The sequence below is a fragment of the Microbacterium kribbense genome (assembly GCF_039537285.1).
Classification (GTDB): Bacteria; Actinomycetota; Actinomycetes; order Actinomycetales; family Microbacteriaceae; genus Microbacterium; species Microbacterium kribbense.
In genome coordinates, this window is the sequence record NZ_BAABAF010000005.1 from 1 (window position 1) to 21,882 (window position 21,882).

Below are 21,882 nucleotides of genomic sequence, written 5' to 3' on the forward strand. Positions count from 1 at the left end.
CAGCGCCGATGGTACTGCAGGGGGGACCCTGTGGGAGAGTAGGACACCGCCGGACTCAACTTCACGAAATGGCCACCCACGGGTGGCCATTTCCATTTCCCGCCCCTTTCGCCGAAGAGGCCCCTTTCCCGCCGAGACGCCCCGACTGTGCCGTGCACAGGTCCAGTTCACGGCGGCACGTGCCGTTGCCCGACGGCGACATCGTCCAGATCGATGGTCTTCGCGTGACATCCCTCGAGCGCACCGTTTATGACGCGACCCGCGAGTTCTCCCTCGAGGCTGCGGTCGTCGCGTTCGATGCCGCTCTGCGGAAGGTCGCCTGGAACGGTCAGGACAATACGTACGACGTTGCCCGTGCGGAGGAGTTCCGCGCGAGTGTGGTGCGACGCATTCACGAGCATCCCGGCGCCCGGGGTATCCGACAGGCGCGTGTGACGGCGAGCTTCGCAGACGGGCGCGCGGATGGTCCAGGCAAGAGCCTGAGCAGACTGTGGATGTGGCTTCTGGGCGTTGCTGAGCCCGAATTGCAGTATCGCGTCGAGCTCGGCGGCGGCCGATATGCACTGCTCGACTTCGCGTGGCCCGAGCTTCGCCGGTGGGCGGAGTTCGATGGCGACGTGAAGTACACCGATCCCCAGATGCTCGCGGAGCGATCGGTCGACGAGGTGCTGGCTGACCAGCGGATGCGCGAAATCAAGGTACGTCGTGCAACTGGATGGGATGTCGACCGCTGGGGATTCGACCGGATGCCGGATATAGAGGAGTTCGCGCGGTGGCTTCGGTCGATCGGGCTCTACGGCGGATGATTCGGGCGGTGACGTTCGCGGGGTGGGACACCGAGTTCCCGGAGAACGCGCCTTCTCGCCGGGAAACGCGCCTTCTCGCCGGGGGAGCAGTGGCGCGGCGCGGGGCTACAGGCCCAGGTCGCGCAACTCGGGATGGTCCGCGGGACGCGGGCCGGAGGCATCCCAGTGGTATTTGCGGTCGGATTCGGCGATCGGGATGTCGTTGATGCTCGCATGCCGTACCTGCATGCGTCCGTCCGGGTTGAACTCCCAGTACTCATTGCCGAATGAGCGGAACCACTGCCCGGTTGCGTCGTGCGACTCGTACGCGAACCGCACCGCGATGCGGTTGGCATCGAACAGCCACATCTCCTTGATCAACCGGTAGTCCAGCTCGCGTTCCCACTTGCCGCGCAGGAACTCGATGATGGCGGGGCGCCCGACCACGAACTGGTCGCGATTGCGCCACCGGCTGTCGATCGAGTATCCGCCGGCGACGCGTTCGGCATCGCGCGTGTTCCAGGCGTTCTCGGCGAGACGGACCTTCTCGATCGCGCTTTCGCGGGTGAACGGCGGCAACGGCGGGCGGGGATCTTCCATGATGACTCCAATCGATGAGGTACTCCTGTAGCCGTGTCTACACCGTGGGGCAGGGGGGTGGGGCGGATCGAGCGGATCCGTCAACTCGCCCCGACGCACCTTCTCGGCGCAGAACGCACCTTCTCGGCAGCCCCGGGCGGGATTTGCGACACGCCCGGGATGCACGTAGACTACTGAGGTTCCACATTCCGGTGTGCGCGCCTGCGTGCCGCCGGATCACTGCCAGAGCAGTGCATAGGCAAGCGCGACGCGCAGATCCTAGGCGGCGGGTAGCAGAACGAGCACAGCTCGGACCTCGGTTTCGACTGCTGTGCGCCAATCCCACACATTCCGATGCCCCCGGGTATTCGCGTGCTCGGGAGCCGGGAGCGATTCCGGTGTGACAGCAGAACAGCGGTGCAGCATCGTCGGTTTCAGCCGGTGCACGTGACAGGGCGCGATACAGCGCCACAGTGCGTCCAATGCGCGAGAGCGTATGACGCGACATAGAGAGTGAGCAGACAATGGCGGGACAGAAGATCCGCATTCGCCTGAAGTCGTACGACCACGCCGGCCTGGATTCCTCGGCCCGCAAGATCGTCGACACGGTGACCCGAGCCGGCGCATCCGTCGTAGGCCCGGTGCCGCTGCCGACCGAGAAGAACGTCGTGTGCGTCATCCGGTCGCCGCACAAGTACAAGGACAGCCGCGAGCACTTCGAGATGCGCACCCACAAGCGTCTGATCGACATCATCGACCCCACGCCCAAGGCCGTCGACTCGCTGATGCGCCTTGACCTGCCGGCCGATGTGAACATCGAGATCAAGCTCTGAGGCTCGACATGGCTGACAAGACACAGAAGACTTCCAAGGGACTGCTGGGCACCAAGCTCGGCATGACCCAGGTGTGGACCGAACAGGGACAGCTCGTCCCCGTCACGGTCATCGAGATCTCCCCGAACGTGGTCACCCAGGTTCGCACGCCCGAGAAGGACGGCTACACCGCCGTGCAGATCGCGGCCGGGCAGATCGACCCCCGCAAGGTCACCAAGCCGCTCGAGGGCCACTTCGACGCCGCCGGCGTGACGCCGCGGCGCCACGTCACCGAGGTGCGCACGGCGGATGCCGCTGAGTACACGCTCGGTCAGGAGCTCACCGTCGACGGCACCTTCACCGCCGGCGAGCTGGTCGACGTCGTCGGCACCAGCAAGGGCAAGGGCACCGCGGGTGTCATGAAGCGCCACAACTTCAAGGGCGTCTCGGCCTCGCACGGTGCACACCGCAACCACCGCAAGCCCGGTTCGATCGGCGCATCGTCGACCCCGAGCCGCGTCTTCAAGGGCATGCGCATGGCCGGCCGGATGGGCGGCGAGCGCGTGACCGTCCTCAACCTCACGGTGCACGCCGTCGACGCCGAGAAGGGTCTGCTGCTGGTCAAGGGCGCCGTCCCCGGTGCCCGAGGCCGCATCGTCTACGTCCGCAACGCAGTGAAGGGTGCTTGAGTCCATGACTGACTTGACCCTCGACGTCCGCAAGGCAGACGGCAAGAAGACCGGTTCGGTCGAGCTGCCCGCCGCCCTGTTCGACGTCAACACCAACATCCCGCTGATCCACCAGGTCGTCATCGCGCAGCTCGCGGCGGCACGCCAGGGCACCCACTCGACCAAGCGTCGCGGTGAGGTCTCGGGCTCGGGCCGCAAGCCCTTCAAGCAGAAGGGCACCGGCAACGCCCGACAGGGCTCGATCCGTGCGCCTGAGCACACCGGTGGTGGCATCGTGCACGGGCCGAAGCCGCGCGACTACGCGCAGCGCACGCCCAAGAAGATGATCGCCGCAGCGCTGCTGGGCACGCTCAGCGACCGCGCCCGCGGTGACCGGCTGCACGTGGTCGACTCGTTCGGCTTCGACGGCACGCCGTCCACCAAGGCTGCCGCCGCGGTGTTCGAGCAGCTCGGCGCGACCAAGAACGTGCTCGTGGTCATCGAGCGCGAAGACGACGTCGCAGTCAAGAGCGTGCGCAACCTGCCGTACGTGCACGTGCTGACCTTCGACCAGCTCAACGCCTATGACGTGCTCGTCTCCGACGACATCGTCTTCACCAAGGCCGCCTTCGACGCGTTCGTCGCGTCCAAGAGCGGTGCCCCTGAGGAGGTCTCGGCATGACTGCCCTGAACAAGGACCCGCGCGACATCATCCTGAAGCCGGTCGTCTCGGAGAAGAGCTACGGACTGATCGACGAGGGCAAGTACACGTTCTACGTGGACACCCACGCCAACAAGACCGAGATCAAGCTCGCGATCGAGAAGATCTTCGGCGTCAAGGTGGCGTCGGTGAACACGCTCAACCGCGTCGGCAAGATCCGCCGCACCCGCTTCGGCGCCGGCAAGCGCAAGGACACCAAGCGCGCCGTCGTGACGCTGCGCTCGGGCACCATCGACATCTTCACGGCAGTCGGCTGACGGTCGGGACGAAGGACTACAGAACATGGCTATTCGCAAGTACAAGCCCACGACCCCGGGCCGCCGCGGCTCGTCGGTGGCTGACTTCGCCGAGATCACCCGATCGACGCCCGAGAAGTCGCTGCTGCGCCCGCTGAGCAAGACCGGTGGTCGCAACAACCAGGGCCGCATCACCACCCGCCACATCGGCGGTGGACACAAGCGTCAGTACCGCGTCATCGACTTCCGTCGTGGCGACAAGGACGGCGTCAACGCCAAGGTCGCGCACATCGAGTACGACCCGAACCGCACGGCGCGCATCGCGCTGCTGCACTACGTGGACGGCACCAAGCGCTACATCCTGGCGCCGAACAAGCTGAGCCAGGGCGACATCGTCGAGTCCGGCGCGTCGGCGGACATCAAGCCCGGCAACAATCTGCCGCTGCGCAACATTCCCACCGGCACCGTGGTGCACGCCATCGAGCTGCGTCCGGGCGGCGGCGCCAAGCTGGCCCGCTCGGCAGGCACCGGCGTGCGGCTGGTCGCCAAGGACGGCCCGTACGCGCAGCTGCGGCTGCCCAGCGGCGAGATCCGCAATGTGGATGCCCGCTGCCGCGCCACGATCGGCGAGGTCGGCAACGCCGAGCAGTCGAACATCAACTGGGGCAAGGCCGGTCGCAACCGCTGGAAGGGCATCCGCCCGACCGTCCGCGGTGTCGTGATGAACCCCGTCGACCACCCGCACGGTGGTGGCGAGGGCCGCACGTCCGGTGGTCGTCACCCGGTCACCCCGTGGGGCAAGCCCGAGGGCCGCACCCGTCACGCGAACAAAGAGAGCGATCAGTACATCGTTCGCCGTCGCACCGCCAGCAAGAAGCGCAAGTAGGTAGGAACAGAAGATGCCACGCAGTCTTAAGAAGGGCCCCTTCGTCGACGAGCACCTGCTTCGCAAGGTCATCGTCCAGAACGAGGCGGGTACGAAGAACGTCATCAAGACGTGGTCGCGCCGCTCGATGATCGTGCCGGCCATGCTCGGCCACACGATCGCCGTGCACGACGGCCGCAAGCACATCCCGGTGTTCGTCAGCGAGAGCATGGTCGGACACAAACTGGGCGAATTCGCGCCCACCCGCACCTTCCGCGGCCACGTGAAGGACGACAAGAAGGGCCGCCGGCGCTGAGGCGCGGCAGAGGAGAAGAAATGGTGGAGTCCATCGCACGCGTGCGACACATCCGCGTGACGCCTCAGAAGGCTCGTCGTGTCGTCGCCCTGATCAAGGGCAAGCAGGCCGAAGAGGCCCTTGCCATCCTGAAGTTCGCCCAGCAGAGTGCGAGCGAGCCGATCTACAAGCTCGTGCACTCGGCAATGGCCAACGCCCGCGTGAAGGCCGACCAGGAGAACGAGTTCCTGGACGAGCAGGATCTGTACGTGAAGAACGCCTTCGTGGACGAGGGGACGACGCTCAAGCGCTTCCAGCCTCGGGCACAGGGCCGCGCGTTCCAGATCAAGAAGCGCACCAGCCACATCACCGTCGTGCTGGCGACCCCCGAGGTCGCCGAGCCCGACGCCGCAACGAAGAAGGCGAGCAAGTAATGGGACAGAAGGTCAACCCGTACGGCTTCCGCCTCGGCATCACCACCGACCACGTGTCGCGGTGGTTCTCCGACTCGACGAAGCCGGGTCAGCGCTACGCCGATTACGTCGCCGAGGACATCAAGATCCGCAAGCTCCTGGCGAAGAACCTCGACCGTGCCGGTGTCAGCAACATCGAGATCGAGCGCACCCGCGATCGCGTCCGCGTCGACATCCACACGGCCCGTCCGGGCATCGTGATCGGTCGTCGCGGCGCCGAGGCCGAGCGCATCCGCGGCGAGCTGGAGAAGCTCTCCGGCAAGCAGATCCAGCTGAACATCCTCGAGGTCAAGAACCCCGAGGCCGACGCGCAGCTGGTCGCGCAGGGCATCGCCGAGCAGCTGTCTGCTCGCGTGGCGTTCCGGCGCGCGATGCGCAAGGGTCTGCAGGGCGCCCAGCGCGCCGGTGCCAAGGGCGTGCGCATCCAGGTCTCGGGCCGCCTCGGCGGTGCCGAGATGAGCCGGTCGGAGTTCTACCGCGAGGGCCGGGTGCCGCTGCACACGCTGCGCGCGAACATCGACTACGGCTTCTACGAGGCCCGCACCACCTTCGGCCGCATCGGCGTGAAGGTCTGGATCTACAAGGGCGACCTCACCAACAAGGAGCTCGCGCGCGAGCAGGCGAACCAGAAGCCCGCCCGTGGCGGCGACCGTCCGCGTCGCGGGCCGCGCAGCGAGGCGCCCGTCGCAGAAGGAGCATCGGCGTAATGCTTATCCCCCGTAAAGTAAAGTTCCGCAAGCAGCACCACCCGGGGCGCACGGGCCAGGCATCCGGCGGCACGAAGGTCTCCTTCGGTGAGTACGGCATCCAGGCGCTGACCTCGGCGTATCTGACCAACCGGCAGATCGAGTCCGCGCGTATCGCGATGACCCGGCACATCAAGCGCGGCGGAAAGGTGTGGATCAACGTCTACCCCGACCGTCCGCTGACCAAGAAGCCCGCCGAGACCCGCATGGGTTCGGGCAAGGGCTCGCCGGAGTGGTGGATCGCGAACATCAAGCCGGGCCGCGTCCTGTTCGAGGTCGCGGGCGTCGACGAGCAGCTTGCTCGTGAGGCGCTGACCCGTGCCATCCACAAGCTGCCCTTGAGGGCACGCATCATCAAGCGCGAGGAGGGCGACGCGTAATGGCGATCGGCACCAAGGAGCTGGCCACGACCCAGCTCGACACGTTCGAAGACCAGCGCCTCGTCGAGGAGCTGCGCAAGGCCAAGGAAGAGCTGTTCAACCTGCGCTTCCAGTCGGCCACCGGCCAGCTGGACAGCCACGGCCGCATCCGTGCGGTCAAGCGCGACATCGCGCGGCTGTACACCGTGATCCGCGAGCGCGAGCTCGGCATCCGGGCCACCCCCGCCCCCGTCGAAACGGCCAAGGCGAAGAAGAGCAAGGCGAAGAAGTCGGATGCCGCATCCGAGGTCGCCGAGAAGGAAGAGGCGCAGTGATGGCCACCGACAAGACCGCACCCGCTGAGGCGTCCGCGCCTCAGGCTGCCGGCCACGAGCACGGCGTGCACGACGTCCGCCAGGCGGGCGCCCGTGGCTACCGCAAGTCGCGCCGCGGCTACGTCGTCAGCGACAAGATGGACAAGACGATCGTCGTCGAGGTCGAGGACCGCGTCAAGCACGCGCTCTACGGCAAGGTGCTGCGCGTGACCAGCAAGGTCAAGGTGCACGACGAGAACAACTCCGCCGGCATCGGCGACCTGGTCGCCATCGACGAGACCCGCCCGCTGAGCGCCACCAAGCGCTGGCGTCTGGTCGAGATCCTCGAGAAGGCGAAGTAGACAGATGATTCAGACCGAGTCCCGACTCAAGGTCGCCGACAACACCGGCGCCAAAGAGCTGCTCACCATCCGCGTGTTGGGCGGGTCCGCCCGCCGCTACGCGGGCCTGGGCGACACCATCGTCGCGACGGTGAAGGATGCCATTCCCGGCGGAAACGTCAAGAAGGGCGACATCGTCAAGGCCGTCATCGTGCGCGTGGTCAAGCAGACCCGTCGCGCCGACGGCTCGTACATCAAGTTCGACGAGAACGCCGCCGTGCTGCTGAAGAACGACGGGGAGCCCCGCGGCACCCGCATCTTCGGCCCGGTCGGCCGTGAGCTTCGCGACAAGAAGTTCATGAAGATCGTCTCGCTGGCACCGGAGGTCATCTGATCATGGCGAACATCAAGAAGGACGACCTGGTTCAGGTCCTGTCCGGCGCAGACCGCGGCAAGCAGGGGAAGGTCCTCGAGATCCTCGTCGAGCAGAACCGCGTCATCGTCGAGGGCGTGAACTTCGTCACCAAGCACAGCCGGGTCAGCCAGACCCAGCGCGGCACCAAGACGGGCGGCATCGAGACGATGGAAGCCCCGATCCACATCTCCAACGTCGCCGTCGTCGACCCTTCGACCAAGAAGCCGACCCGTGTCGGTCACCGGGTCGAGGAGAAGATCAAGGACGGCGTCAAGCGCACGGTTCGCGTTCGCTTCGCGAAGAAGTCAGGTAAGGACCTCTGATGAGCACCACCACTGCCGCGGAGGCTGGCAAGATCCAGCCGCGCCTGAAGCAGAAGTACCGCAGCGAGATCCAGCAGAAGCTGCAGAATGAGTTCGGCTACGGCAATGTCATGCAGATCCCGCGACTGGTCAAGGTCGTGGTCAACACCGGTGTCGGCGAGGCGGCTCGCGACAGCAAGGTGATGGACGGCGCGGTCGACGACCTCACCAAGATCACCGGCCAGAAGCCGATCGTGACCAAGGCACGCAAGTCGATCGCGCAGTTCAAGCTGCGCGAGGGCCAGCCCATCGGCGCGCACGTCACGCTGCGCGGCGACCGTGCCTGGGAGTTCCTGGACCGCCTGGTCAACCTCGCACTGCCGCGCATCCGCGACTTCCGGGGCTTGTCCGGCAAGCAGTTCGACGGCCACGGCAACTACACGTTCGGCCTGGACGAGCAGTCCGTGTTCCACGAGATCGACCAGGACCGCATCGACCGGGTGCGCGGCTTCGACATCACCGTCGTGACCACCGCCACCACCGACGACGAGGGCCGGGCTCTGCTGCGGCACCTCGGCTTCCCGTTCAAGGCCGACGACGCGGCGTGAGCCGCATCCACAACTGAACACCTCACCACCACCACAGGTCGCGCGCCGTGTAACGGCGCTCGAAACCTGGTGAACAAAGGAATCAACACATGACAATGACAGACCCGGTCGCAGATATGCTGACCCGTCTGCGCAACGCGAACTCGGCGCACCATGACGACGTCTCGCTGCCGAGCTCCAAGCTCAAGAAGAACATCGCCGACATCCTCAAGCGCGAGGGCTACATCGCCGGATGGTCCGTCAGCGACGCCCGCGTCGGCCAGACGCTGACCCTGACGCTGAAGTACGGCCCGCACCGCGAGCGGTCGATCGCCGGCATCAAGCGCGTGTCCAAGCCCGGTCTGCGCGTGTACGCACGCTCGACCGAGCTGCCCACCGTGCTGGGCGGCCTGGGCGTTGCCATCCTGTCCACCTCCTCTGGCCTTCTCACCGATCGCCAGGCCGAGCAGAAGGGCGTGGGTGGGGAAGTCCTCGCCTACGTGTGGTGATCGACGATGTCACGAATCGGACGTCTTCCCATTGACATCCCGGCCGGTGTGACCGTGCAGGTCGCCGGCAGCCAGGTGCAGGTCACCGGGCCCAAGGGCGAGCTGTCGCTCGCCGTCGCCAGCCCGATCGAGGTCAAGGTCGAGGAGGGCCAGGTCCTGGTCTCCCGTCCCGACGACGAGCGCGAGTCGCGTTCGCTGCACGGGCTGACCCGCACCCTGATCCACAACAACATCGTGGGCGTGACCGCCGGCTACACCAAGGGCCTCGAGGTCGTCGGCACCGGCTATCGCGTGCAGCAGAAGGGCGGCTCGATCGAGTTCGCGCTCGGCTTCTCGCACCCGGTGCTGGTCGAGCCCCCCGCCGGCATCACGTTCACCGTCGAAGGCAACAACAAGGTGACCGTCAGCGGCATCGACAAGCAGGCCGTCGGCGAGGCGGCCGCCAACATCCGCAAGATCCGCAAGCCCGAGCCGTACAAGGGCAAGGGCGTGCGCTACGCCGGCGAGATCGTGCGGCGCAAGGCCGGAAAGGCTGGTAAGTAAGCATGGCTGTGAAGTCGAAGTCCGACGCGCGTGCGCGTCGCCATGCCCGCCTTCGCAAGAAGGTCGTGGGCACGCAGGCGCGTCCGCGCTTGGTCGTGACGCGCTCGGCGCGCCACCTGTTCGTGCAGATCGTCGACGACAGCAAGGGCCACACCGTGGCCAGCGCCTCCACCTTGGAAGCCGACCTGCGTTCGTTCGACGGTGACAAGACCGCCAAGGCCCACAAGGTGGGCGAGCTGGTGGCAGAGCGCGCGAAGAGCGCCGGGATCGACGAGGTCGTCTTCGACCGCGGCGGCAACCGGTATGCCGGTCGCGTCGCCGCTGTCGCATCCGGCGCCCGCGAAGGAGGGCTGAACCTGTGAGTGACAACAAGGAGACCGAAGTGACCGCCGAGCAGTCCGCTCCCGAGCAGACCGCCGCGGGCACCGCCGGTGCCACCGCGGCGGGCGGGACCGAGCGCGAGTCCCGTCGTGGCGGTCGTGGCGACCGCAACTCCCGTGACCGGGGCGGCCGCGACCGCAACTCGCGCGACCGGGGCGACAACCAGTTCCTCGAGCGCGTGGTGACCATCAACCGCGTGTCGAAGGTCGTCAAGGGTGGTCGTCGGTTCAGCTTCACGGCCCTGGTGGTCGTCGGTGACGGCAACGGCGTCGTGGGTGTCGGCTACGGCAAGGCCCGGGAGGTGCCGCTGGCGATCTCGAAGGGCGTCGAAGAGGCCAAGCGCAACTTCTTCCGCGTGCCGCGAGTGCTCAAGACCATCCCGCACCCGGTGCAGGGTGAGGCCGCCGCCGGTGTCGTGCTGCTTCGTCCGGCCGCCGCCGGTACCGGTGTCATCGCCGGTGGTCCGGTGCGCGCCGTCCTGGAGTGCGCCGGCATCCACGATGTGCTCTCGAAGTCGCTGGGTTCGTCGAACACGATCAACATCGTGCACGCGACCGTCAAGGCGCTGCAGAGCCTCGAGGAGCCCCGCGCCGTCGTCGCCCGTCGCGGTCTGGACTATGACCAGGTCGTGCCGGCACGTCTGATTCGTGCCGAGGCGGCGGATGCCGCCGCCGCACGTGAGCAGAAGGTAGGTGCCTGATGGCGTCCCGTCTGAAGGTCACACAGACCAAGTCCAAGGTGAGCGAGAAGCAGAACCAGCGTGACACGCTGCGCAGCCTCGGTCTCAAGCGGATCGGCGACAGTGTCGTCCGTCCCGACGACGCGCAGACGCGCGGCTACGTCAAGACCGTCGCCCACCTCGTGAACGTTGAGGAGATCGACTAATGGCTGACAAGGCCGAGAAGACCGAGGCCGTCGAGGCCGAGAAGAAGGCTCCCGCCAAGAAGGCTGCCGCAGGGGCTGCACCGGCCAAGGCCGCAGCCGACAAGGCAGGCAAGGCCCCGAAGGCCGCCCCTGCGAAGAAGGCGACGGTGAAGAAGGATGTCGCACCCGCGCGTCCGGGTGTGCTCAAGGTGCACCACCTGCGGCCGACCCCCGGCGCCAACACCGCGAAGACCCGTGTCGGTCGCGGTGAGGGCTCGAAGGGCAAGACCGCCGGCCGCGGCACCAAGGGGACCAAGGCGCGCTACCAGGTGCGCCCCGGCTTCCAGGGCGGCCAGCTGCCGCTGCACATGCGTGCGCCGAAGCTGCGCGGGTTCAAGAACCCGTTCCGCGTCGAGTACCAGGTCGTGAACCTCGAGAAGCTCGCCGAGCTGTACCCGGCCGGTGGCGATGTGACCGTCGGCGACCTGGTCGCCAAGGGTGCGGTCCGTAAGAACGAGCGCGTCAAGGTGCTCGGCTCGGGCGACATCGCCGTGAAGCTGAACGTCGCCGTCGACAAGATCTCCGGCTCCGCCGAGCAGAAGATCGTCGCCGCCGGCGGCACCGTGGCACCCGCCGTCGCGGAGTAATACCTGGAAACGGGGTCGGAGAAGCAATCCTCCGGCCCCGTTTCGCATTTGGTTCCGCGACACGCACGACAGCCGTGCTGGGATACGCTGGTTGTCTGTGCGCACTTCGCGTGTGCCCTTTTCTGGAGGAATCCACTTGTTCAGTGCCATCACCCGGGTCTTCCGTACACCCGACCTGCGACGGAAGATCGGCTTCACGCTCGCGATCATCGTGCTGTACCGTCTCGGCGCGCACATCCCGACCCCGTTCGTCGACTTCGGCAACGTCCAGGAGTGTCTGAAGTCCAGCGGCAGCACGCAGGGCCTGCTGTCGATGGTGAACCTGTTCTCCGGCGGTGCACTGCTGCAGCTGTCGATCTTCGCCCTCGGCGTGATGCCGTACATCACCGCAGCGATCATCGTGCAGCTGCTGCGCGTGGTCATCCCGCACTTCGAGACCCTCTATCAGGAGGGCCAGTCCGGCCAGGCCAAGCTCACCCAGTACACCCGCTACCTGACCATCGCGCTCGCCCTGCTGCAGTCGACCACGCTGGTCACGGTGGCCCGCAGCGGGCAGCTGTTCGCCGGGTCCAGCGCTCCGGCGTGCCAGCAGGTGCTCACCAACGACGCGTGGTGGGCGCAGATGCTGATGATCATGGTGATGACCGCCGGCACGGGTCTGATCATGTGGTTCGCCGAGCTCATGACCGAGAAGGGTGTCGGCAATGGCATGTCGATCCTGATCTTCATCTCGATCGTCGCCACCTTCCCGGCCGCGATGTGGTCGATCCGCCAGTCGCAGGGCTTCGAGGTCTTCCTGCTGGTGCTGGCCATCGGCATCGTGATCATCGCGCTGATCGTGTTCGTCGAGCAGTCCATCCGGCGCGTGCCCGTGCAGTACGCCAAACGCATGGTGGGCCGCCGCACCTACGGCGGCACGAACACGTATATCCCGATCAAGATGAACATGGCCAACGTGATCCCGGTCATCTTCTCGTCGTCGCTGCTGTACATCCCGGCGCTGATCGCCCAGTTCAACCAGCCCGTGGCCGGGCAGGCTCCGGCAGGCTGGGTGGTCTGGATCAACAACTATCTGGTCAAGGGCGACCACCCGCTGTACTGGCTGATCTACTTCCTGCTGACCGTCGGGTTCACCTTCTTCTACGTCGCGATCACGTTCAACCCGGTCGAGATGGCCGACAACATGAAGAAGTACGGCGGGTTCATCCCCGGCATCCGCGCCGGCCGGCCCACCGCCGAGTACCTCGAGTACGTCATCAACCGCATCACGTCGGTGGGCGCCATCTATCTGGGTGTGGTCGCGCTGATCCCGCTGATCGCGCTGGCCACCGTCGGCGCCAACCAGAACTTCCCGTTCGGCGGCGCATCCATCATCATCATGGTCGGTGTCGGGCTCGAGACGGTGAAGCAGATCGACGCGCAGCTGCAGCAGCGCCACTACGAAGGGTTGCTCCGATGACCGCCACGGCCCGCCTGCTGATCGTCGGCCCGCAGGGCTCGGGCAAGGGCACTCAGGGCGCCCGCATCGCCGAGGCCCTCGGCATCCCGACCGTCTCGACCGGCGACGTGTTCCGCGCGAACATCGCCGCCGGTACCCCGCTGGGCGAGCAGGTCAAGGCGATCACCGCCGCCGGCGAGCTCGTCTCGGACGAGCTCACTGGTCAGATCGTGCGCGACCGCTTGGCGCAGGATGACGCCGCCGCGGGATTTCTGCTGGACGGCTACCCGCGCAACGTGGCGCAGGTGCGCGACCTGGACGGCTTCCTGACCGAGTTGGACGCGCAGCTGGACGCCGTCATCGAGCTCGAGGTGCCGCGCGCCGAGAGCATGGCGCGGCTGTCGCTGCGCGCGCAGCAGCAGGGCCGCACCGATGACACCGACGAGGCCATCGCCAAGCGGCTGTCGATCTACGAGCGCGAGACGGCGCCGATCCTGGATGTGTACCGCGAACGCGGCATCGTCGACCAGATCGACGGGGTCGGCACGCTCGACGAGATCACCGACCGCATCCAGGCCGCGCTGGCCGCCCGCGGTATCACCCGCTCGGCGGCCGTCTGATCGTGGCGCTTCGTCGCGGCATCTACAAGTCGCCCGCGCAGCTGCGCGGCATGATCGAGCCCGGCCTGATCACGGCCGCGTCGCTGGACGTCGTGCGCCCCCTGATCGTCGCGGGCACCACGACGCTGCAGCTGGATGCCGCGGCCGCCGCCGCGATCGCGGCGCGCGGCGCGATCTCGAACTTCCAGATGGTGCGCGGCTACCGGCACACCGTCTGCGTCTCGGTCAATGACGAGGTCGTGCACGGCATCCCCGGTGCGCGCGTGCTCGAGCCCGGTGACATCGTCTCCGTCGACTCCGGCGCCGAGTACCGCGGCTGGAATGGCGACTCGGCCATCACGGTGGTGGTGCCCGACCCGGACCGCCCCGACCTGGTCGCCGAACGCGTCGAGCTCTCGCGCGTGACCGAAGGGTCGCTGTGGGCCGGCATCGCCGCGCTGGCATCGGCATCCCACCTGGCCGAGGTCGGCTCCGCCGTGCAGGCGTACGTCGACGGATCGGGGCACGGCTACGGCATCCTGCGCGACTATGTCGGACACGGCATCGGTCGCAAGATGCACGAGTCGCCCGCGGTGTTCAACTACACGGTGCCGGAGCCGGGTCCCGAGATCCGGCCGGGGTTGGCGATCTGCATCGAGCCGATGATCGTGGCCGGCAGCGACGCGACGTTCGTCGGGGACGACGGCTGGACGGTCTCGACCGTCGACGGCACCGCCGGTGCGCACTGGGAGCACAGCATCGCCGTGCACGACGGCGGCATCTGGGTGCTCACCGCGCCCGATGGCGGGGCCGCCGGGCTCGCAGCGTTCGGGGTCACGCCCGTGCCGATCGCCTGATCCCGGCGAAGACCACAGCACGCTCACATCACTCACATAGCGTTTCCGGGCAAGATGGACCCATCCGGGTAGTGCCCAACCAATCGACGAGGAAAGATTCATGGCCAGCACTGTGCGCAAGACGAACTGGTTCGCCATCTGGGTGAGCGTGGCCGCCGTTGTGGTGCTGATCGCCGTCACCGGGGTCGTGATCGCGATCAACAACGCCGCGAGCACGCAGGCCGCCTCTCCGGGCGAGTCGCCGAGCGGATCGATCATCAACACCGACGCCGGCAGCGTCACGTTCGGTGATGGCAAGAACAAGGTCGACACCTACGTCGACTTCCTCTGCCCTTACTGCAACCACTTCGAGCAGGCTGAGGGCGCCACGATCAACCAGCAGGTGCAGGCCGGCAACGTCACCCTGAATGTGCACCCGGTCACGATCCTCGACAACGGCACCTCGCCGGCGGGCTACTCCAGCCGCGCGGCCAGCGCGTTCTTCGCGGTGGCGGCGGCCGACCCCGACAACGCGTATGCGTTCATGCAGGCGCTGTTCGCCAATCAGCCCGCCGAGCAGTCGGCCGGGCTCACCGACGACCAGATCGTCCAGATCGCCAAGTCGGCCGGGGTGAACGTGACCGACACCCTGGAGAAGACCATCAAGGCGAACACGTTCCAGAAGTACGCGCGGTCCAAGCAGCTGCCCGCCGCCGCGACCGGCACCCCGACGCTCGTGATCAACGGCACCATGACTCCGGTCACGTTCGACCCGCAGAAGGACATCCTGGCGAACCTGAAGTAGCCTGCGCGAAGCCGTGACGTTCGGCAGCGACGACGAGATCCCCCGGGCGCATGGTCCAGGGGATCTCGGCTCGGATGCGGCTGAACCGTCGGTCAGCCGCATCGTCCGGCTACGGGCGGGGGATGCTGATCACCGTCCCGTTGCTGTCGCCATCCGGGTCACTGTTGGAACCCGAGGCATAGACCGATGAGGACTCCACGACGTCGGTGACGGTGAACACGGTCGACGTGACGGACTGCCGAAGAGTGACGTTACCCAGCGTGCAGGTGCCATCGGCCGTCGTGGTGCAGGTCACCGTGCCTTTGTTGTCGGTGAACGTCCCACTGACGGTTGCCCCGGCGACGGCGACGCCGTTCTCGTCCAGCACCGTGGCCGTCACCAGTGGCTTCCAGTTCCGAGACGAGCTCGGGATGGTGACGTTGTCCAAGTCCCCGACGTGATACGTCACCGGCGTGGGCGTGGGCGTGGGCGCCGGACCGGACGGCTCGTTGAGCGTCAGAATCTTGATGCTCGGCGCTGTGGGGTCGCTGCTGACCGGCTGATTGAAGCTCGCCCCGGACTTGGTCACGCTGTACACATAGAGTTGTGTGCTGGTCTCCGAGTCGTCGAGGGTGAAACCACCGAGCGTACAGCTGCCGTCCGCCGCGGTGACGCATGTGTTCTGCTGCAGCGTTGCACCGGAATCGTCGCTGAATGTTCCGCTGACGGTGGTGTCGGGGGCGGGGTCGCCGGCGAGGTCCTTGATCGTGATGGTCGCTTGCGGCGCCCAGGTTGCCGTCGTAGAGGAAACACTGGTGTCGCGCACGCTGTCGATATGGATGAAGGACGCCATCGTGAGATTCGGGTCTGGGCCAGCGCACGGCCCGTTCTGGAAGTAATTCGGCGCGGTCTCGGCCAGGTTCACCTGGGTGTCGATGTTCTTCGGGCCGACCAGGTCATTCGAGCCCGTAGCGTAGAGGAGCTCGCTGTCGGCGTCGTACCAGACCTCCGGGCTGATGCCCCACTGCGTGAAGGATGTGCCGGTGCCGCTCCATACCGTGCAGACGAAGTCAGAGCCCGGCTTCATCACCAGAGGGGAATAGGTGCGACTGCCGAACACCGACGTGATGGTGTCGGGGCTGGAGACGGGGCCGGAGACCCGGTACGAGTGGGTGCTGCCGTCGGTGCCGGTGAAGGTCACCGAGGCGGTGCTCAGCGTGCTGAACTGGAACGTGCCCGAGGGCGCCGGACACCACGCGTCGGGATAGTCGGGGTAGACCTCGCACGTGGAGGTGTAGGTGCCGTCGGTGTTCATGGTGATCAGCCCGGTGCCGCCGTGCACGACGGTCCATTGCCCGTCGATGCTGGTCAGCGCCTGGGCAGGCTGCTGGGCGACCATCATCGCCAGGCCGACAGCCAGGGCGGAGGCCAGGGCGAGCCCTGCGGCCAGTCGTCTGCGGCCGAACCCGCGCCGTCCGGCGTCGGGGGGTTCGTCGTCGCCGGCGGCGCGGGGAATGCGTGCATTGAACATGATGTTCCTCTCAGTCCTGGCCAGGAGCGGAGTGCCGCTGTGTGCGGCATCGCTTCTAAGACCAATTAACTTGGTTTTTAGAGTGTATTCCCTTTGAAGGTTCTGTCAATACTGTTTGGTTATAGAATCTTGCCGTGATGGGCGACGAGTCTTCGCTGGATGCGGATGTGCTGGCCCGGCTGAGCACTCTGGACGATCCGGTGCGTCAGCGCCTGTACGCCTACGTGCGCGATTGCGATCAGCCGCCGGGCCGAGACCAGGCCGCCGAGGCCGCGGGGATCAGCCGCAGTCTGGCCGCCTACCACCTGGACAAGCTCGTGGATGCGGGCCTGTTGACCGTCGGCTACGCTCGACCGCCGGGACGCACGGGGCCCGGTGCCGGGCGCCCCGCGAAGATCTACTTCCGCGCGGATCGAGATCTCGCGCTGACCGTGCCGCCGCGTGACTATGAGCTGCTGGCGAGGCTGTTGGTCTCCTCGGTCGGACGGGATGCCACGGGGGCTGTGCGCGATGCGGTGAACCGAGCCGCCTACGACGCCGGCCACGACGCCGGTGCCGGCTCTCAGGGAGACCTGCTCGCCGTCTTGAGCAGGTGCGGATACCAGCCCCGCACCGCCGCAGACGACAGCATCGAGTTGTGCAACTGCCCTTTCCACGCGCTCTCCGAAGAGCACCGCGACGTCGTGTGCGGCCTCAACCTGCACCTGATTCAGGGCGTTCTCGACGGCGGGGCCCAGCAGCGGGCGCATGCCGAACCCTCGTTCCGCCCGAATCGCTGCTGCGTCGTCATCCACAACGCCCACCCCGACATGTAGTCGAAAAGACGTCGTCAATAACCAGATATAGTGGTACCGGCGGATCCGGCCTCGTCAAGTTGCCGAGACTTGGCTGGGGCACGTATACTAATTCTTTGGTGCCTTGCGCCTTCTTCGGCGTGTCCCCTGGTGGGATGCCGGCACCACCACCCCACCCACCGCAGATCGACCGGTCTGCAGAATCGATAGCGAGGCTATGGCGAAGAAAGACGGTGTCATCGAGATCGAAGGCACAATCTCCGAGGCCCTGCCCAACGCGATGTTCCGCGTCGAGCTGAGCAACGGACACAAGGTGCTCGCCACGATCTCAGGCAAGATGCGGCAGAACTACATCCGCATCATCCCCGAGGACCGCGTGGTCGTGGAGCTCAGCCCCTACGACCTGACCCGCGGCCGCATCGTCTACCGCTACCGCTAGACCGGTCGAGAAGTAACGGCCGTGCGTGCACGGTACGAAGACAGCGAACAGGAAACATCATGAAAGTTCAGCCCAGCGTCAAGGCCATGTGCGACCACTGCAAGGTGATCCGTCGTCACGGCCGCGTCATGGTGATCTGCAAGGCCAACCCGCGCCACAAGCAGCGTCAGGGTTGATTCGAAGCATCCGCTTCATCAACACAGGCAGGATCAGAACCCGCAAGGGGGGACACCTCGGGCGGAGGCCCGGGCACCGATCCTGCTCCACACCTCCACAACACTCCTAGGAGAAGCCGCATGGCACGTCTTGCCGGCGTCGACATCCCGCGCGATAAGCGCGTGGTGATCGCACTGACTTACATCTACGGAATCGGCCGCACTCGCTCGAACGAGATCCTGAAGGCGACCGAGATCGACGAGAACATCCGCGTCAAGGACCTGAGCGACGACCAGCTCATCACGCTCCGCGACCACATCGAAGGCACCTACAAGGTGGAGGGTGACCTGCGCCGCGAGGTCGCCGCCGACATCCGCCGCAAGGTCGAGATCGGCTCCTACGAGGGCGTGCGCCACCGTCGTGGCCTGCCCGTGCGCGGTCAGCGCACCAAGACGAACGCGCGCACCCGCAAGGGCCCCAAGCGCACCGTCGCCGGCAAGAAGAAGGCCGGCCGCTAGTAGCGCGCCCCCAGGTTTAGGAGAACAGACACATGGCACAGGCCAAGACCGCCGCGCGCAAGCCGCGCCGCAAAGAGAAGAAGAACATCGCGCTGGGCCACGCCCACATCAAGTCGACGTTCAACAACACGATCGTCTCGATCACCGACCCGTCCGGCGCCGTGATCAGCTGGGCGTCCTCGGGTGGCGTGGGCTTCAAGGGCTCGCGCAAGTCGACCCCGTACGCGGCCGGCATGGCCGCCGAGTCGGCCGCCCGTCAGGCCGCCGAGCACGGCGTCAAGAAGGTCGACGTCTTCGTGAAGGGTCCGGGTTCGGGCCGCGAGACCGCGATCCGCTCGCTGCAGGCCGCCGGCCTCGAGGTGGGCTCGATCCAGGACGTCACGCCGCAGGCCCACAACGGGTGCCGCCCGCCCAAGCGTCGCCGCGTCTGACATTTCGCACACCGGATGCCTCGTGTGGAGGCATCCGGTCACGCTTCGGGATGCCCCGGCATGAGGCATCCCCTGGACAAAACTCAACACACCTCATCAACTGCACGTGTCAAATAGCGGGCACGTCGCACGAAAGGAACACATAGTGCTCATTGCACAGCGTCCCACCCTCACCGAGGAGAAGATCGGGGAGTTCCGCAGCCGCTTCGTCATCGAGCCGCTGGAGCCCGGCTTCGGCTACACGATCGGCAATGCGCTGCGTCGCAGCCTGCTCTCCTCGATCCCGGGAGCCGCGGTCACCAGCATCCGCATCGACGGCGTGCTGCACGAGTTCAGCACCATCCCCGGTGTCAAGGAGGATGTCACCGAGATCATCCTGAACATCAAGCAGCTGGTCGTCTCGAGCGAGCGCGACGAGCCGATCACCGCGTACCTGCGCAAGACCGGCGCCGGTGAGGTCACCGCCGCCGACATCTCCGCCCCCGCCGGTGTCGAGGTGCACAACCCCGAGCTGGTCATCGCGACCCTGAACGACACGGCGCGCTTCGAGCTGGAGCTGACGATCGAGCGCGGCCGCGGTTATGTCTCGGCCACGCAGAACCGCAACGAGTACGCCGAGGCCGGCCAGGTGCCGATCGACTCGATCTATTCGCCGGTGCTCAAGGTCAGCTACCGCGTCGACGCGACCCGCGCCGGTGAGCGCACCGACTTCGACAAGCTGGTGCTGGATGTCGAGACCAAGGCGTCGATCTCGCCGCGCGACTCGGTCGCCAGCGCCGGCCGCACCCTGACCGAGCTGTTCGGCCTGGCCCGCGAGCTGAACGTCGACGCCGAGGGCATCGAGATCGGCGCAGCGCCGGTCGAGACCGTCGCCTCGACCGAGCTGTCGATGCCGATCGAGGACCTCGACCTGTCGGTGCGTTCGTACAACTGCCTCAAGCGCGAGGGCATCAACACCGTCTCAGAGCTGGTCGCCCTCTCTGAGACGCAGCTGATGAACATCCGCAACTTCGGTCAGAAGTCGGTCGACGAGGTGCGCGACAAGCTCGTCTCGCTCGGCCTGTCGCTGAAGGACTCCGTGCCCGGTTTCGACGGCGCGCACTTCTACGGCGGGTACGACGACGACACCGAGACCGCCTGATCGATTTTCACACTGGAGTAACTGAGAATGCCTAAGCCCACGAAGGGTCCCCGCCTCGGCGGCGGTCCCGCCCACGAGCGCCTGCTGCTGGCGAACCTCGCTGCGGCCCTGTTCACGCACAAGTCGATCAAGACGACCGAGACCAAGGCCAAGCGCCTGCGCCCCGTTGCCGAGCGGCTGATCACGTTCGCCAAGCGCGGCGACCTGCATGCGCGTCGTCGCGTGCTCGGCGTCATCGGCGACAAGAGCGTGGTGCACACGCTGTTCACCGAGATCGCGCCGCTGGTGGCCGACCGTGAGGGCGGCTACACGCGCGTCACCAAGGTCGGCAACCGCAAGGGCGACAATGCGCCGATGGCCGTGATCGAGCTCGTGCTCGAGCCCGTGACCAAGAAGTCGACGCCGGTCGCCAAGTCCAAGAAGGCCGCTGCTGCTCCGGCTGAGGAGGCCCCCGTCGAGGAGGTCGCCGAGGCCGAGACTCCGGCTGAGGACGCCGTTGAGGCGCCCGTCGAGGCTCCGGCCGAGGACGCCGCCGCTGCGTCTGAGGCGCCTGCCGAGACTGAGGCGCCTGCCGACGAGGCCGCTGCCGACGAGAAGTCCGAGTAGCGTCACTGCCTGTCACAGACCCGCGGGCTTCGGCCCGCGGGTCTGTTGCATGTGCGGCGGGGGCAGCCCCGAGGGGCGGAAGGACGTCGGGCGCGAACTGTGCCGTCGCCGACGGCTATCGCACGATCTTGCGCAACTGGCGTGAGATGACGACGGCCAGCACCAGGGCCGCCCCATAGAAGACCTGCTGCACGTAGTTCTGCGCGCCCAGTATCTGCAGCCCGGTCACGCCGGTGGCCAGGAAGAATACGGCGATGCCCGCGCCGAAGGCGTTGAAGCGTCCCGGCTTGATGCTCGTCGCGCCCAGGAACGCCGCGGCATAGGCGGGCAGCAGGTAGGCGACGCTCGCGGTGGGGTCCGCCGACCCGGTCGTGCCCAGCAGGAAGATGCCGGCCAGCCCGGCCACCAGACCGGCCAGGGTGAACGACCACCAGCGCATCCGGACCACCCGGATGCCGCTGAGAAGCGCCACTTCGCGGGACTGCCCGACGAACGCCGCCCGCAACCCGAGCGGCGTGAACGTCGAGACGTACCAGACGATGAGCATGATGATCACGCCGTAATAGAACTCGAGTGGGATGCCCAGCAGCGTGTTCGAGAACGTCCATGCCGACAGCGACTCGGAGACTCCGGTGACGGTGGATGAGCCGGCGAGGAAGAAGATGATGCCCGTGTAGACGGACCCGGTGCCCAGCGTGACGATCAGGGCGTCGGAGTCGAAGTACACGACGAACAGGCCGTTGAGGAACCCGGCGGCCAGCCCGGCGAGCACGCCGACGCCGATCGCCGGGAGGATCGCCCATTTGGCCTCGACGTTGAGGACTCCGGCGACCATGCTGCTCAGCCCCATGATGCCGCCCAGAGACAGGTCGAAATCCCCGACGATCGACGGGATCAGCACCGCCATCACCAGGACGAACAGCACCGACTGGGATCCGAGGATGTTCGCCACATTGCTCCAGGTGAGGAACACGTCCGGGCGGAGCGCGCCGAACACGATGAACATGAGAACCAGCGCCATCGGCAGCGCCAGCTGCTCGGTTCGGCCGCCGAGCGACATCCGTGGTCTGCGGAGGGAGAGGTCGGAGGGGCGCGGCGTCGCGGCGTCCGCGCGGTGGTCGTCCGTCGCCTTCTTGGTGTCCTTCGTTGCTTGTGACATGAGATCCG

At 66.7% G+C, this 21,882-nt stretch carries 35 protein-coding genes; 32 read left to right on the forward strand and 3 right to left on the reverse strand.

All coding sequences use genetic code 11. The features are described from left to right. Nucleotides 1-185 precede the first annotated feature (185 nt). Complete coding sequence (locus ABD705_RS07195) at nt 186-806, forward strand: hypothetical protein (protein WP_344782034.1); 621 nt, start codon at nt 186-188, stop codon at nt 804-806. 105 nt (nt 807-911) lie between these two features. Here the strand turns inward: ABD705_RS07195 and ABD705_RS07200 are convergent, their stop codons facing one another. After that, on the reverse strand, nt 912-1,385 hold the full coding sequence (locus ABD705_RS07200) for a nuclear transport factor 2 family protein (protein ID WP_344782035.1): 474 nt from the start codon (nt 1,383-1,385) through the stop codon (nt 912-914). A gap of 503 nt (nt 1,386-1,888) precedes the next feature. Here ABD705_RS07200 and rpsJ point away from each other — a divergent pair. The 24 genes from rpsJ (at nt 1,889) to ABD705_RS07320 (ending at nt 15,120) form a co-directional block, all read left to right on the forward strand. After that, nucleotides 1,889-2,197: a 30S ribosomal protein S10 gene (gene rpsJ / locus ABD705_RS07205; RefSeq protein ID WP_029145857.1), complete on the forward strand. Its 309-nt coding sequence runs from the start codon at nt 1,889-1,891 to the stop codon at nt 2,195-2,197. 8 nt (nt 2,198-2,205) lie between these two features. Continuing rightward, entirely contained in the window at nt 2,206-2,865 is a 660-nt protein-coding gene (gene rplC / locus ABD705_RS07210; RefSeq protein WP_344782036.1) for a 50S ribosomal protein L3, read from the forward strand. Nucleotides 2,866-2,869: 4 nt separating this feature from the next. Beyond that, on the forward strand, nt 2,870-3,526 hold the full coding sequence (rplD, locus tag ABD705_RS07215; protein WP_344782038.1) for a 50S ribosomal protein L4: 657 nt from the start codon (nt 2,870-2,872) through the stop codon (nt 3,524-3,526). Beyond that, nucleotides 3,523-3,822: a 50S ribosomal protein L23 gene (gene rplW / locus ABD705_RS07220; protein WP_344782040.1), complete on the forward strand. Its 300-nt coding sequence runs from the start codon at nt 3,523-3,525 to the stop codon at nt 3,820-3,822. Before rplD ends, rplW begins: the two co-directional genes overlap by 4 nt. Nucleotides 3,823-3,847: 25 nt before the next feature. Further along, nucleotides 3,848-4,687 carry a 50S ribosomal protein L2 gene (rplB, locus tag ABD705_RS07225; protein ID WP_344782042.1) on the forward strand — a complete coding sequence of 280 codons (840 nt, stop codon included), beginning with the start codon at nt 3,848-3,850 and terminating at the stop codon, nt 4,685-4,687. A gap of 13 nt (nt 4,688-4,700) precedes the next feature. After that, a complete protein-coding gene (gene rpsS / locus ABD705_RS07230) occupies nt 4,701-4,982 on the forward strand; it encodes a 30S ribosomal protein S19 (RefSeq protein ID WP_344782044.1) in 282 nt (93 codons plus the stop codon). Between the two features lie 20 nt (nt 4,983-5,002). Further along, nucleotides 5,003-5,395, forward strand: a complete 393-nt coding sequence (gene rplV, locus ABD705_RS07235; RefSeq protein ID WP_344782046.1) for a 50S ribosomal protein L22 — start codon at nt 5,003-5,005, stop codon at nt 5,393-5,395. Next, a complete protein-coding gene (gene rpsC, locus ABD705_RS07240; protein ID WP_344782048.1) occupies nt 5,395-6,141 on the forward strand; it encodes a 30S ribosomal protein S3 in 747 nt (248 codons plus the stop codon). Before rplV ends, rpsC begins: the two co-directional genes overlap by 1 nt. Beyond that, a complete protein-coding gene (gene rplP, locus ABD705_RS07245) occupies nt 6,141-6,560 on the forward strand; it encodes a 50S ribosomal protein L16 (RefSeq protein WP_344782050.1) in 420 nt (139 codons plus the stop codon). The genes rpsC and rplP overlap by 1 nt, the downstream gene beginning before the upstream one ends. Then, on the forward strand, nt 6,560-6,874 hold the full coding sequence (rpmC, locus tag ABD705_RS07250; RefSeq protein ID WP_344782052.1) for a 50S ribosomal protein L29: 315 nt from the start codon (nt 6,560-6,562) through the stop codon (nt 6,872-6,874). The genes rplP and rpmC overlap by 1 nt, the downstream gene beginning before the upstream one ends. Further along, nucleotides 6,874-7,215 carry a 30S ribosomal protein S17 gene (rpsQ, locus tag ABD705_RS07255; RefSeq protein WP_344782054.1) on the forward strand — a complete coding sequence of 114 codons (342 nt, stop codon included), beginning with the start codon at nt 6,874-6,876 and terminating at the stop codon, nt 7,213-7,215. The genes rpmC and rpsQ overlap by 1 nt, the downstream gene beginning before the upstream one ends. 4 nt (nt 7,216-7,219) lie before the next feature. Next, nucleotides 7,220-7,588 (forward strand): 50S ribosomal protein L14, encoded by a 369-nt coding sequence (rplN, locus tag ABD705_RS07260; protein WP_344782056.1) that lies wholly within the window; start codon nt 7,220-7,222, stop codon nt 7,586-7,588. Between the two features lie 2 nt (nt 7,589-7,590). Then, nucleotides 7,591-7,932, forward strand: coding sequence for a 50S ribosomal protein L24 (rplX, locus tag ABD705_RS07265; RefSeq protein WP_344782058.1), 342 nt, complete (start codon nt 7,591-7,593; stop codon nt 7,930-7,932). Next, nucleotides 7,932-8,519, forward strand: coding sequence for a 50S ribosomal protein L5 (rplE, locus tag ABD705_RS07270; protein ID WP_344782060.1), 588 nt, complete (start codon nt 7,932-7,934; stop codon nt 8,517-8,519). Before rplX ends, rplE begins: the two co-directional genes overlap by 1 nt. Nucleotides 8,520-8,608: 89 nt before the next feature. Next, nucleotides 8,609-9,007 carry a 30S ribosomal protein S8 gene (gene rpsH, locus ABD705_RS07275; protein WP_344782062.1) on the forward strand — a complete coding sequence of 133 codons (399 nt, stop codon included), beginning with the start codon at nt 8,609-8,611 and terminating at the stop codon, nt 9,005-9,007. Between the two features lie 6 nt (nt 9,008-9,013). Beyond that, nucleotides 9,014-9,550 carry a 50S ribosomal protein L6 gene (gene rplF / locus ABD705_RS07280; protein WP_344782064.1) on the forward strand — a complete coding sequence of 179 codons (537 nt, stop codon included), beginning with the start codon at nt 9,014-9,016 and terminating at the stop codon, nt 9,548-9,550. Nucleotides 9,551-9,552: 2 nt separating this feature from the next. Further along, nucleotides 9,553-9,912, forward strand: a complete 360-nt coding sequence (rplR, locus tag ABD705_RS07285) for a 50S ribosomal protein L18 (RefSeq protein ID WP_344782066.1) — start codon at nt 9,553-9,555, stop codon at nt 9,910-9,912. After that, the gene (gene rpsE / locus ABD705_RS07290; protein ID WP_344782068.1) at nt 9,909-10,631 is read left to right on the forward strand and encodes a 30S ribosomal protein S5; all 723 of its coding nucleotides are present in this window, start codon (nt 9,909-9,911) and stop codon (nt 10,629-10,631) included. The genes rplR and rpsE overlap by 4 nt, the downstream gene beginning before the upstream one ends. Beyond that, nucleotides 10,631-10,816, forward strand: coding sequence for a 50S ribosomal protein L30 (gene rpmD / locus ABD705_RS07295; RefSeq protein WP_344782070.1), 186 nt, complete (start codon nt 10,631-10,633; stop codon nt 10,814-10,816). Before rpsE ends, rpmD begins: the two co-directional genes overlap by 1 nt. Continuing rightward, entirely contained in the window at nt 10,816-11,442 is a 627-nt protein-coding gene (gene rplO / locus ABD705_RS07300; RefSeq protein ID WP_344782072.1) for a 50S ribosomal protein L15, read from the forward strand. Before rpmD ends, rplO begins: the two co-directional genes overlap by 1 nt. Nucleotides 11,443-11,578: 136 nt before the next feature. Continuing rightward, nucleotides 11,579-12,901 (forward strand): preprotein translocase subunit SecY, encoded by a 1,323-nt coding sequence (gene secY, locus ABD705_RS07305; protein WP_344782074.1) that lies wholly within the window; start codon nt 11,579-11,581, stop codon nt 12,899-12,901. Continuing rightward, a complete protein-coding gene (locus ABD705_RS07310) occupies nt 12,898-13,500 on the forward strand; it encodes an adenylate kinase (protein WP_344782076.1) in 603 nt (200 codons plus the stop codon). The genes secY and ABD705_RS07310 overlap by 4 nt, the downstream gene beginning before the upstream one ends. Nucleotides 13,501-13,502: 2 nt before the next feature. After that, nucleotides 13,503-14,336 (forward strand): type I methionyl aminopeptidase, encoded by an 834-nt coding sequence (gene map / locus ABD705_RS07315; RefSeq protein ID WP_344782078.1) that lies wholly within the window; start codon nt 13,503-13,505, stop codon nt 14,334-14,336. A 100-nt stretch (nt 14,337-14,436) separates the two neighbouring features. After that, complete coding sequence (locus ABD705_RS07320; protein ID WP_344782080.1) at nt 14,437-15,120, forward strand: DsbA family protein; 684 nt, start codon at nt 14,437-14,439, stop codon at nt 15,118-15,120. A gap of 109 nt (nt 15,121-15,229) precedes the next feature. Here the strand turns inward: ABD705_RS07320 and ABD705_RS07325 are convergent, their stop codons facing one another. Next, on the reverse strand, nt 15,230-16,630 hold the full coding sequence (locus tag ABD705_RS07325) for a carboxypeptidase-like regulatory domain-containing protein (protein WP_344782082.1): 1,401 nt from the start codon (nt 16,628-16,630) through the stop codon (nt 15,230-15,232). Between the two features lie 137 nt (nt 16,631-16,767). On the opposite strand from ABD705_RS07325, the gene ABD705_RS07330 reads away from it, so the two are divergent. The 7 genes from ABD705_RS07330 (at nt 16,768) to rplQ (ending at nt 20,715) form a co-directional block, all read left to right on the forward strand. After that, nucleotides 16,768-17,445, forward strand: coding sequence for a helix-turn-helix transcriptional regulator (locus ABD705_RS07330; protein WP_344782084.1), 678 nt, complete (start codon nt 16,768-16,770; stop codon nt 17,443-17,445). Nucleotides 17,446-17,641: 196 nt separating this feature from the next. Beyond that, the gene (infA, locus tag ABD705_RS07335; protein ID WP_047544504.1) at nt 17,642-17,863 is read left to right on the forward strand and encodes a translation initiation factor IF-1; all 222 of its coding nucleotides are present in this window, start codon (nt 17,642-17,644) and stop codon (nt 17,861-17,863) included. A 59-nt stretch (nt 17,864-17,922) separates the two neighbouring features. Continuing rightward, the gene (gene rpmJ, locus ABD705_RS07340) at nt 17,923-18,039 is read left to right on the forward strand and encodes a 50S ribosomal protein L36 (RefSeq protein WP_344782087.1); all 117 of its coding nucleotides are present in this window, start codon (nt 17,923-17,925) and stop codon (nt 18,037-18,039) included. A 120-nt stretch (nt 18,040-18,159) separates the two neighbouring features. Continuing rightward, nucleotides 18,160-18,537: a 30S ribosomal protein S13 gene (gene rpsM / locus ABD705_RS07345; RefSeq protein ID WP_344782089.1), complete on the forward strand. Its 378-nt coding sequence runs from the start codon at nt 18,160-18,162 to the stop codon at nt 18,535-18,537. A 32-nt stretch (nt 18,538-18,569) separates the two neighbouring features. Continuing rightward, the gene (rpsK, locus tag ABD705_RS07350; protein WP_344782091.1) at nt 18,570-18,968 is read left to right on the forward strand and encodes a 30S ribosomal protein S11; all 399 of its coding nucleotides are present in this window, start codon (nt 18,570-18,572) and stop codon (nt 18,966-18,968) included. Between the two features lie 145 nt (nt 18,969-19,113). Next, entirely contained in the window at nt 19,114-20,109 is a 996-nt protein-coding gene (locus ABD705_RS07355) for a DNA-directed RNA polymerase subunit alpha (protein ID WP_344782093.1), read from the forward strand. Between the two features lie 27 nt (nt 20,110-20,136). Beyond that, on the forward strand, nt 20,137-20,715 hold the full coding sequence (gene rplQ / locus ABD705_RS07360; RefSeq protein WP_344782095.1) for a 50S ribosomal protein L17: 579 nt from the start codon (nt 20,137-20,139) through the stop codon (nt 20,713-20,715). A gap of 115 nt (nt 20,716-20,830) precedes the next feature. Here rplQ and ABD705_RS07365 read toward each other — a convergent pair whose 3' ends face one another. Further along, entirely contained in the window at nt 20,831-21,874 is a 1,044-nt protein-coding gene (locus ABD705_RS07365; protein ID WP_344782097.1) for an ABC transporter permease, read from the reverse strand. Nucleotides 21,875-21,882: the final 8 nt, after the last annotated feature.

Excerpts from the sequence above, each read along its gene's own strand:
- ABD705_RS07200 (WP_344782035.1), bottom strand. The coding sequence starts at position 1,385 with ATGGAAGATCCCCGCCCGCCGTTGCCGCCGTTCACCCGCGAAAGCGCG.
- rpsJ (WP_029145857.1), top strand. The coding sequence starts at position 1,889 with ATGGCGGGACAGAAGATCCGCATTCGCCTGAAGTCGTACGACCACGCC.
- rplC (WP_344782036.1), top strand. The coding sequence starts at position 2,206 with ATGGCTGACAAGACACAGAAGACTTCCAAGGGACTGCTGGGCACCAAG.
- rplD (WP_344782038.1), top strand. The coding sequence starts at position 2,870 with ATGACTGACTTGACCCTCGACGTCCGCAAGGCAGACGGCAAGAAGACC.
- rplW (WP_344782040.1), top strand. The coding sequence starts at position 3,523 with ATGACTGCCCTGAACAAGGACCCGCGCGACATCATCCTGAAGCCGGTC.
- rplB (WP_344782042.1), top strand. The coding sequence starts at position 3,848 with ATGGCTATTCGCAAGTACAAGCCCACGACCCCGGGCCGCCGCGGCTCG.
- rpsS (WP_344782044.1), top strand. The coding sequence starts at position 4,701 with ATGCCACGCAGTCTTAAGAAGGGCCCCTTCGTCGACGAGCACCTGCTT.
- rplV (WP_344782046.1), top strand. The coding sequence starts at position 5,003 with ATGGTGGAGTCCATCGCACGCGTGCGACACATCCGCGTGACGCCTCAG.
- rpsC (WP_344782048.1), top strand. The coding sequence starts at position 5,395 with ATGGGACAGAAGGTCAACCCGTACGGCTTCCGCCTCGGCATCACCACC.
- rplP (WP_344782050.1), top strand. The coding sequence starts at position 6,141 with ATGCTTATCCCCCGTAAAGTAAAGTTCCGCAAGCAGCACCACCCGGGG.
- rpmC (WP_344782052.1), top strand. The coding sequence starts at position 6,560 with ATGGCGATCGGCACCAAGGAGCTGGCCACGACCCAGCTCGACACGTTC.
- rpsQ (WP_344782054.1), top strand. The coding sequence starts at position 6,874 with ATGGCCACCGACAAGACCGCACCCGCTGAGGCGTCCGCGCCTCAGGCT.
- rplN (WP_344782056.1), top strand. The coding sequence starts at position 7,220 with ATGATTCAGACCGAGTCCCGACTCAAGGTCGCCGACAACACCGGCGCC.
- rplX (WP_344782058.1), top strand. The coding sequence starts at position 7,591 with ATGGCGAACATCAAGAAGGACGACCTGGTTCAGGTCCTGTCCGGCGCA.
- rplE (WP_344782060.1), top strand. The coding sequence starts at position 7,932 with ATGAGCACCACCACTGCCGCGGAGGCTGGCAAGATCCAGCCGCGCCTG.
- rpsH (WP_344782062.1), top strand. The coding sequence starts at position 8,609 with ATGACAATGACAGACCCGGTCGCAGATATGCTGACCCGTCTGCGCAAC.
- rplF (WP_344782064.1), top strand. The coding sequence starts at position 9,014 with ATGTCACGAATCGGACGTCTTCCCATTGACATCCCGGCCGGTGTGACC.
- rplR (WP_344782066.1), top strand. The coding sequence starts at position 9,553 with ATGGCTGTGAAGTCGAAGTCCGACGCGCGTGCGCGTCGCCATGCCCGC.
- rpmD (WP_344782070.1), top strand. The coding sequence starts at position 10,631 with ATGGCGTCCCGTCTGAAGGTCACACAGACCAAGTCCAAGGTGAGCGAG.
- rplO (WP_344782072.1), top strand. The coding sequence starts at position 10,816 with ATGGCTGACAAGGCCGAGAAGACCGAGGCCGTCGAGGCCGAGAAGAAG.
- ABD705_RS07310 (WP_344782076.1), top strand. The coding sequence starts at position 12,898 with ATGACCGCCACGGCCCGCCTGCTGATCGTCGGCCCGCAGGGCTCGGGC.
- ABD705_RS07320 (WP_344782080.1), top strand. The coding sequence starts at position 14,437 with ATGGCCAGCACTGTGCGCAAGACGAACTGGTTCGCCATCTGGGTGAGC.
- ABD705_RS07325 (WP_344782082.1), bottom strand. The coding sequence starts at position 16,630 with ATGTTCAATGCACGCATTCCCCGCGCCGCCGGCGACGACGAACCCCCC.
- ABD705_RS07330 (WP_344782084.1), top strand. The coding sequence starts at position 16,768 with ATGGGCGACGAGTCTTCGCTGGATGCGGATGTGCTGGCCCGGCTGAGC.
- infA (WP_047544504.1), top strand. The coding sequence starts at position 17,642 with ATGGCGAAGAAAGACGGTGTCATCGAGATCGAAGGCACAATCTCCGAG.
- rpmJ (WP_344782087.1), top strand. The coding sequence starts at position 17,923 with ATGAAAGTTCAGCCCAGCGTCAAGGCCATGTGCGACCACTGCAAGGTG.
- rpsM (WP_344782089.1), top strand. The coding sequence starts at position 18,160 with ATGGCACGTCTTGCCGGCGTCGACATCCCGCGCGATAAGCGCGTGGTG.
- rpsK (WP_344782091.1), top strand. The coding sequence starts at position 18,570 with ATGGCACAGGCCAAGACCGCCGCGCGCAAGCCGCGCCGCAAAGAGAAG.
- rplQ (WP_344782095.1), top strand. The coding sequence starts at position 20,137 with ATGCCTAAGCCCACGAAGGGTCCCCGCCTCGGCGGCGGTCCCGCCCAC.
- ABD705_RS07365 (WP_344782097.1), bottom strand. The coding sequence starts at position 21,874 with ATGTCACAAGCAACGAAGGACACCAAGAAGGCGACGGACGACCACCGC.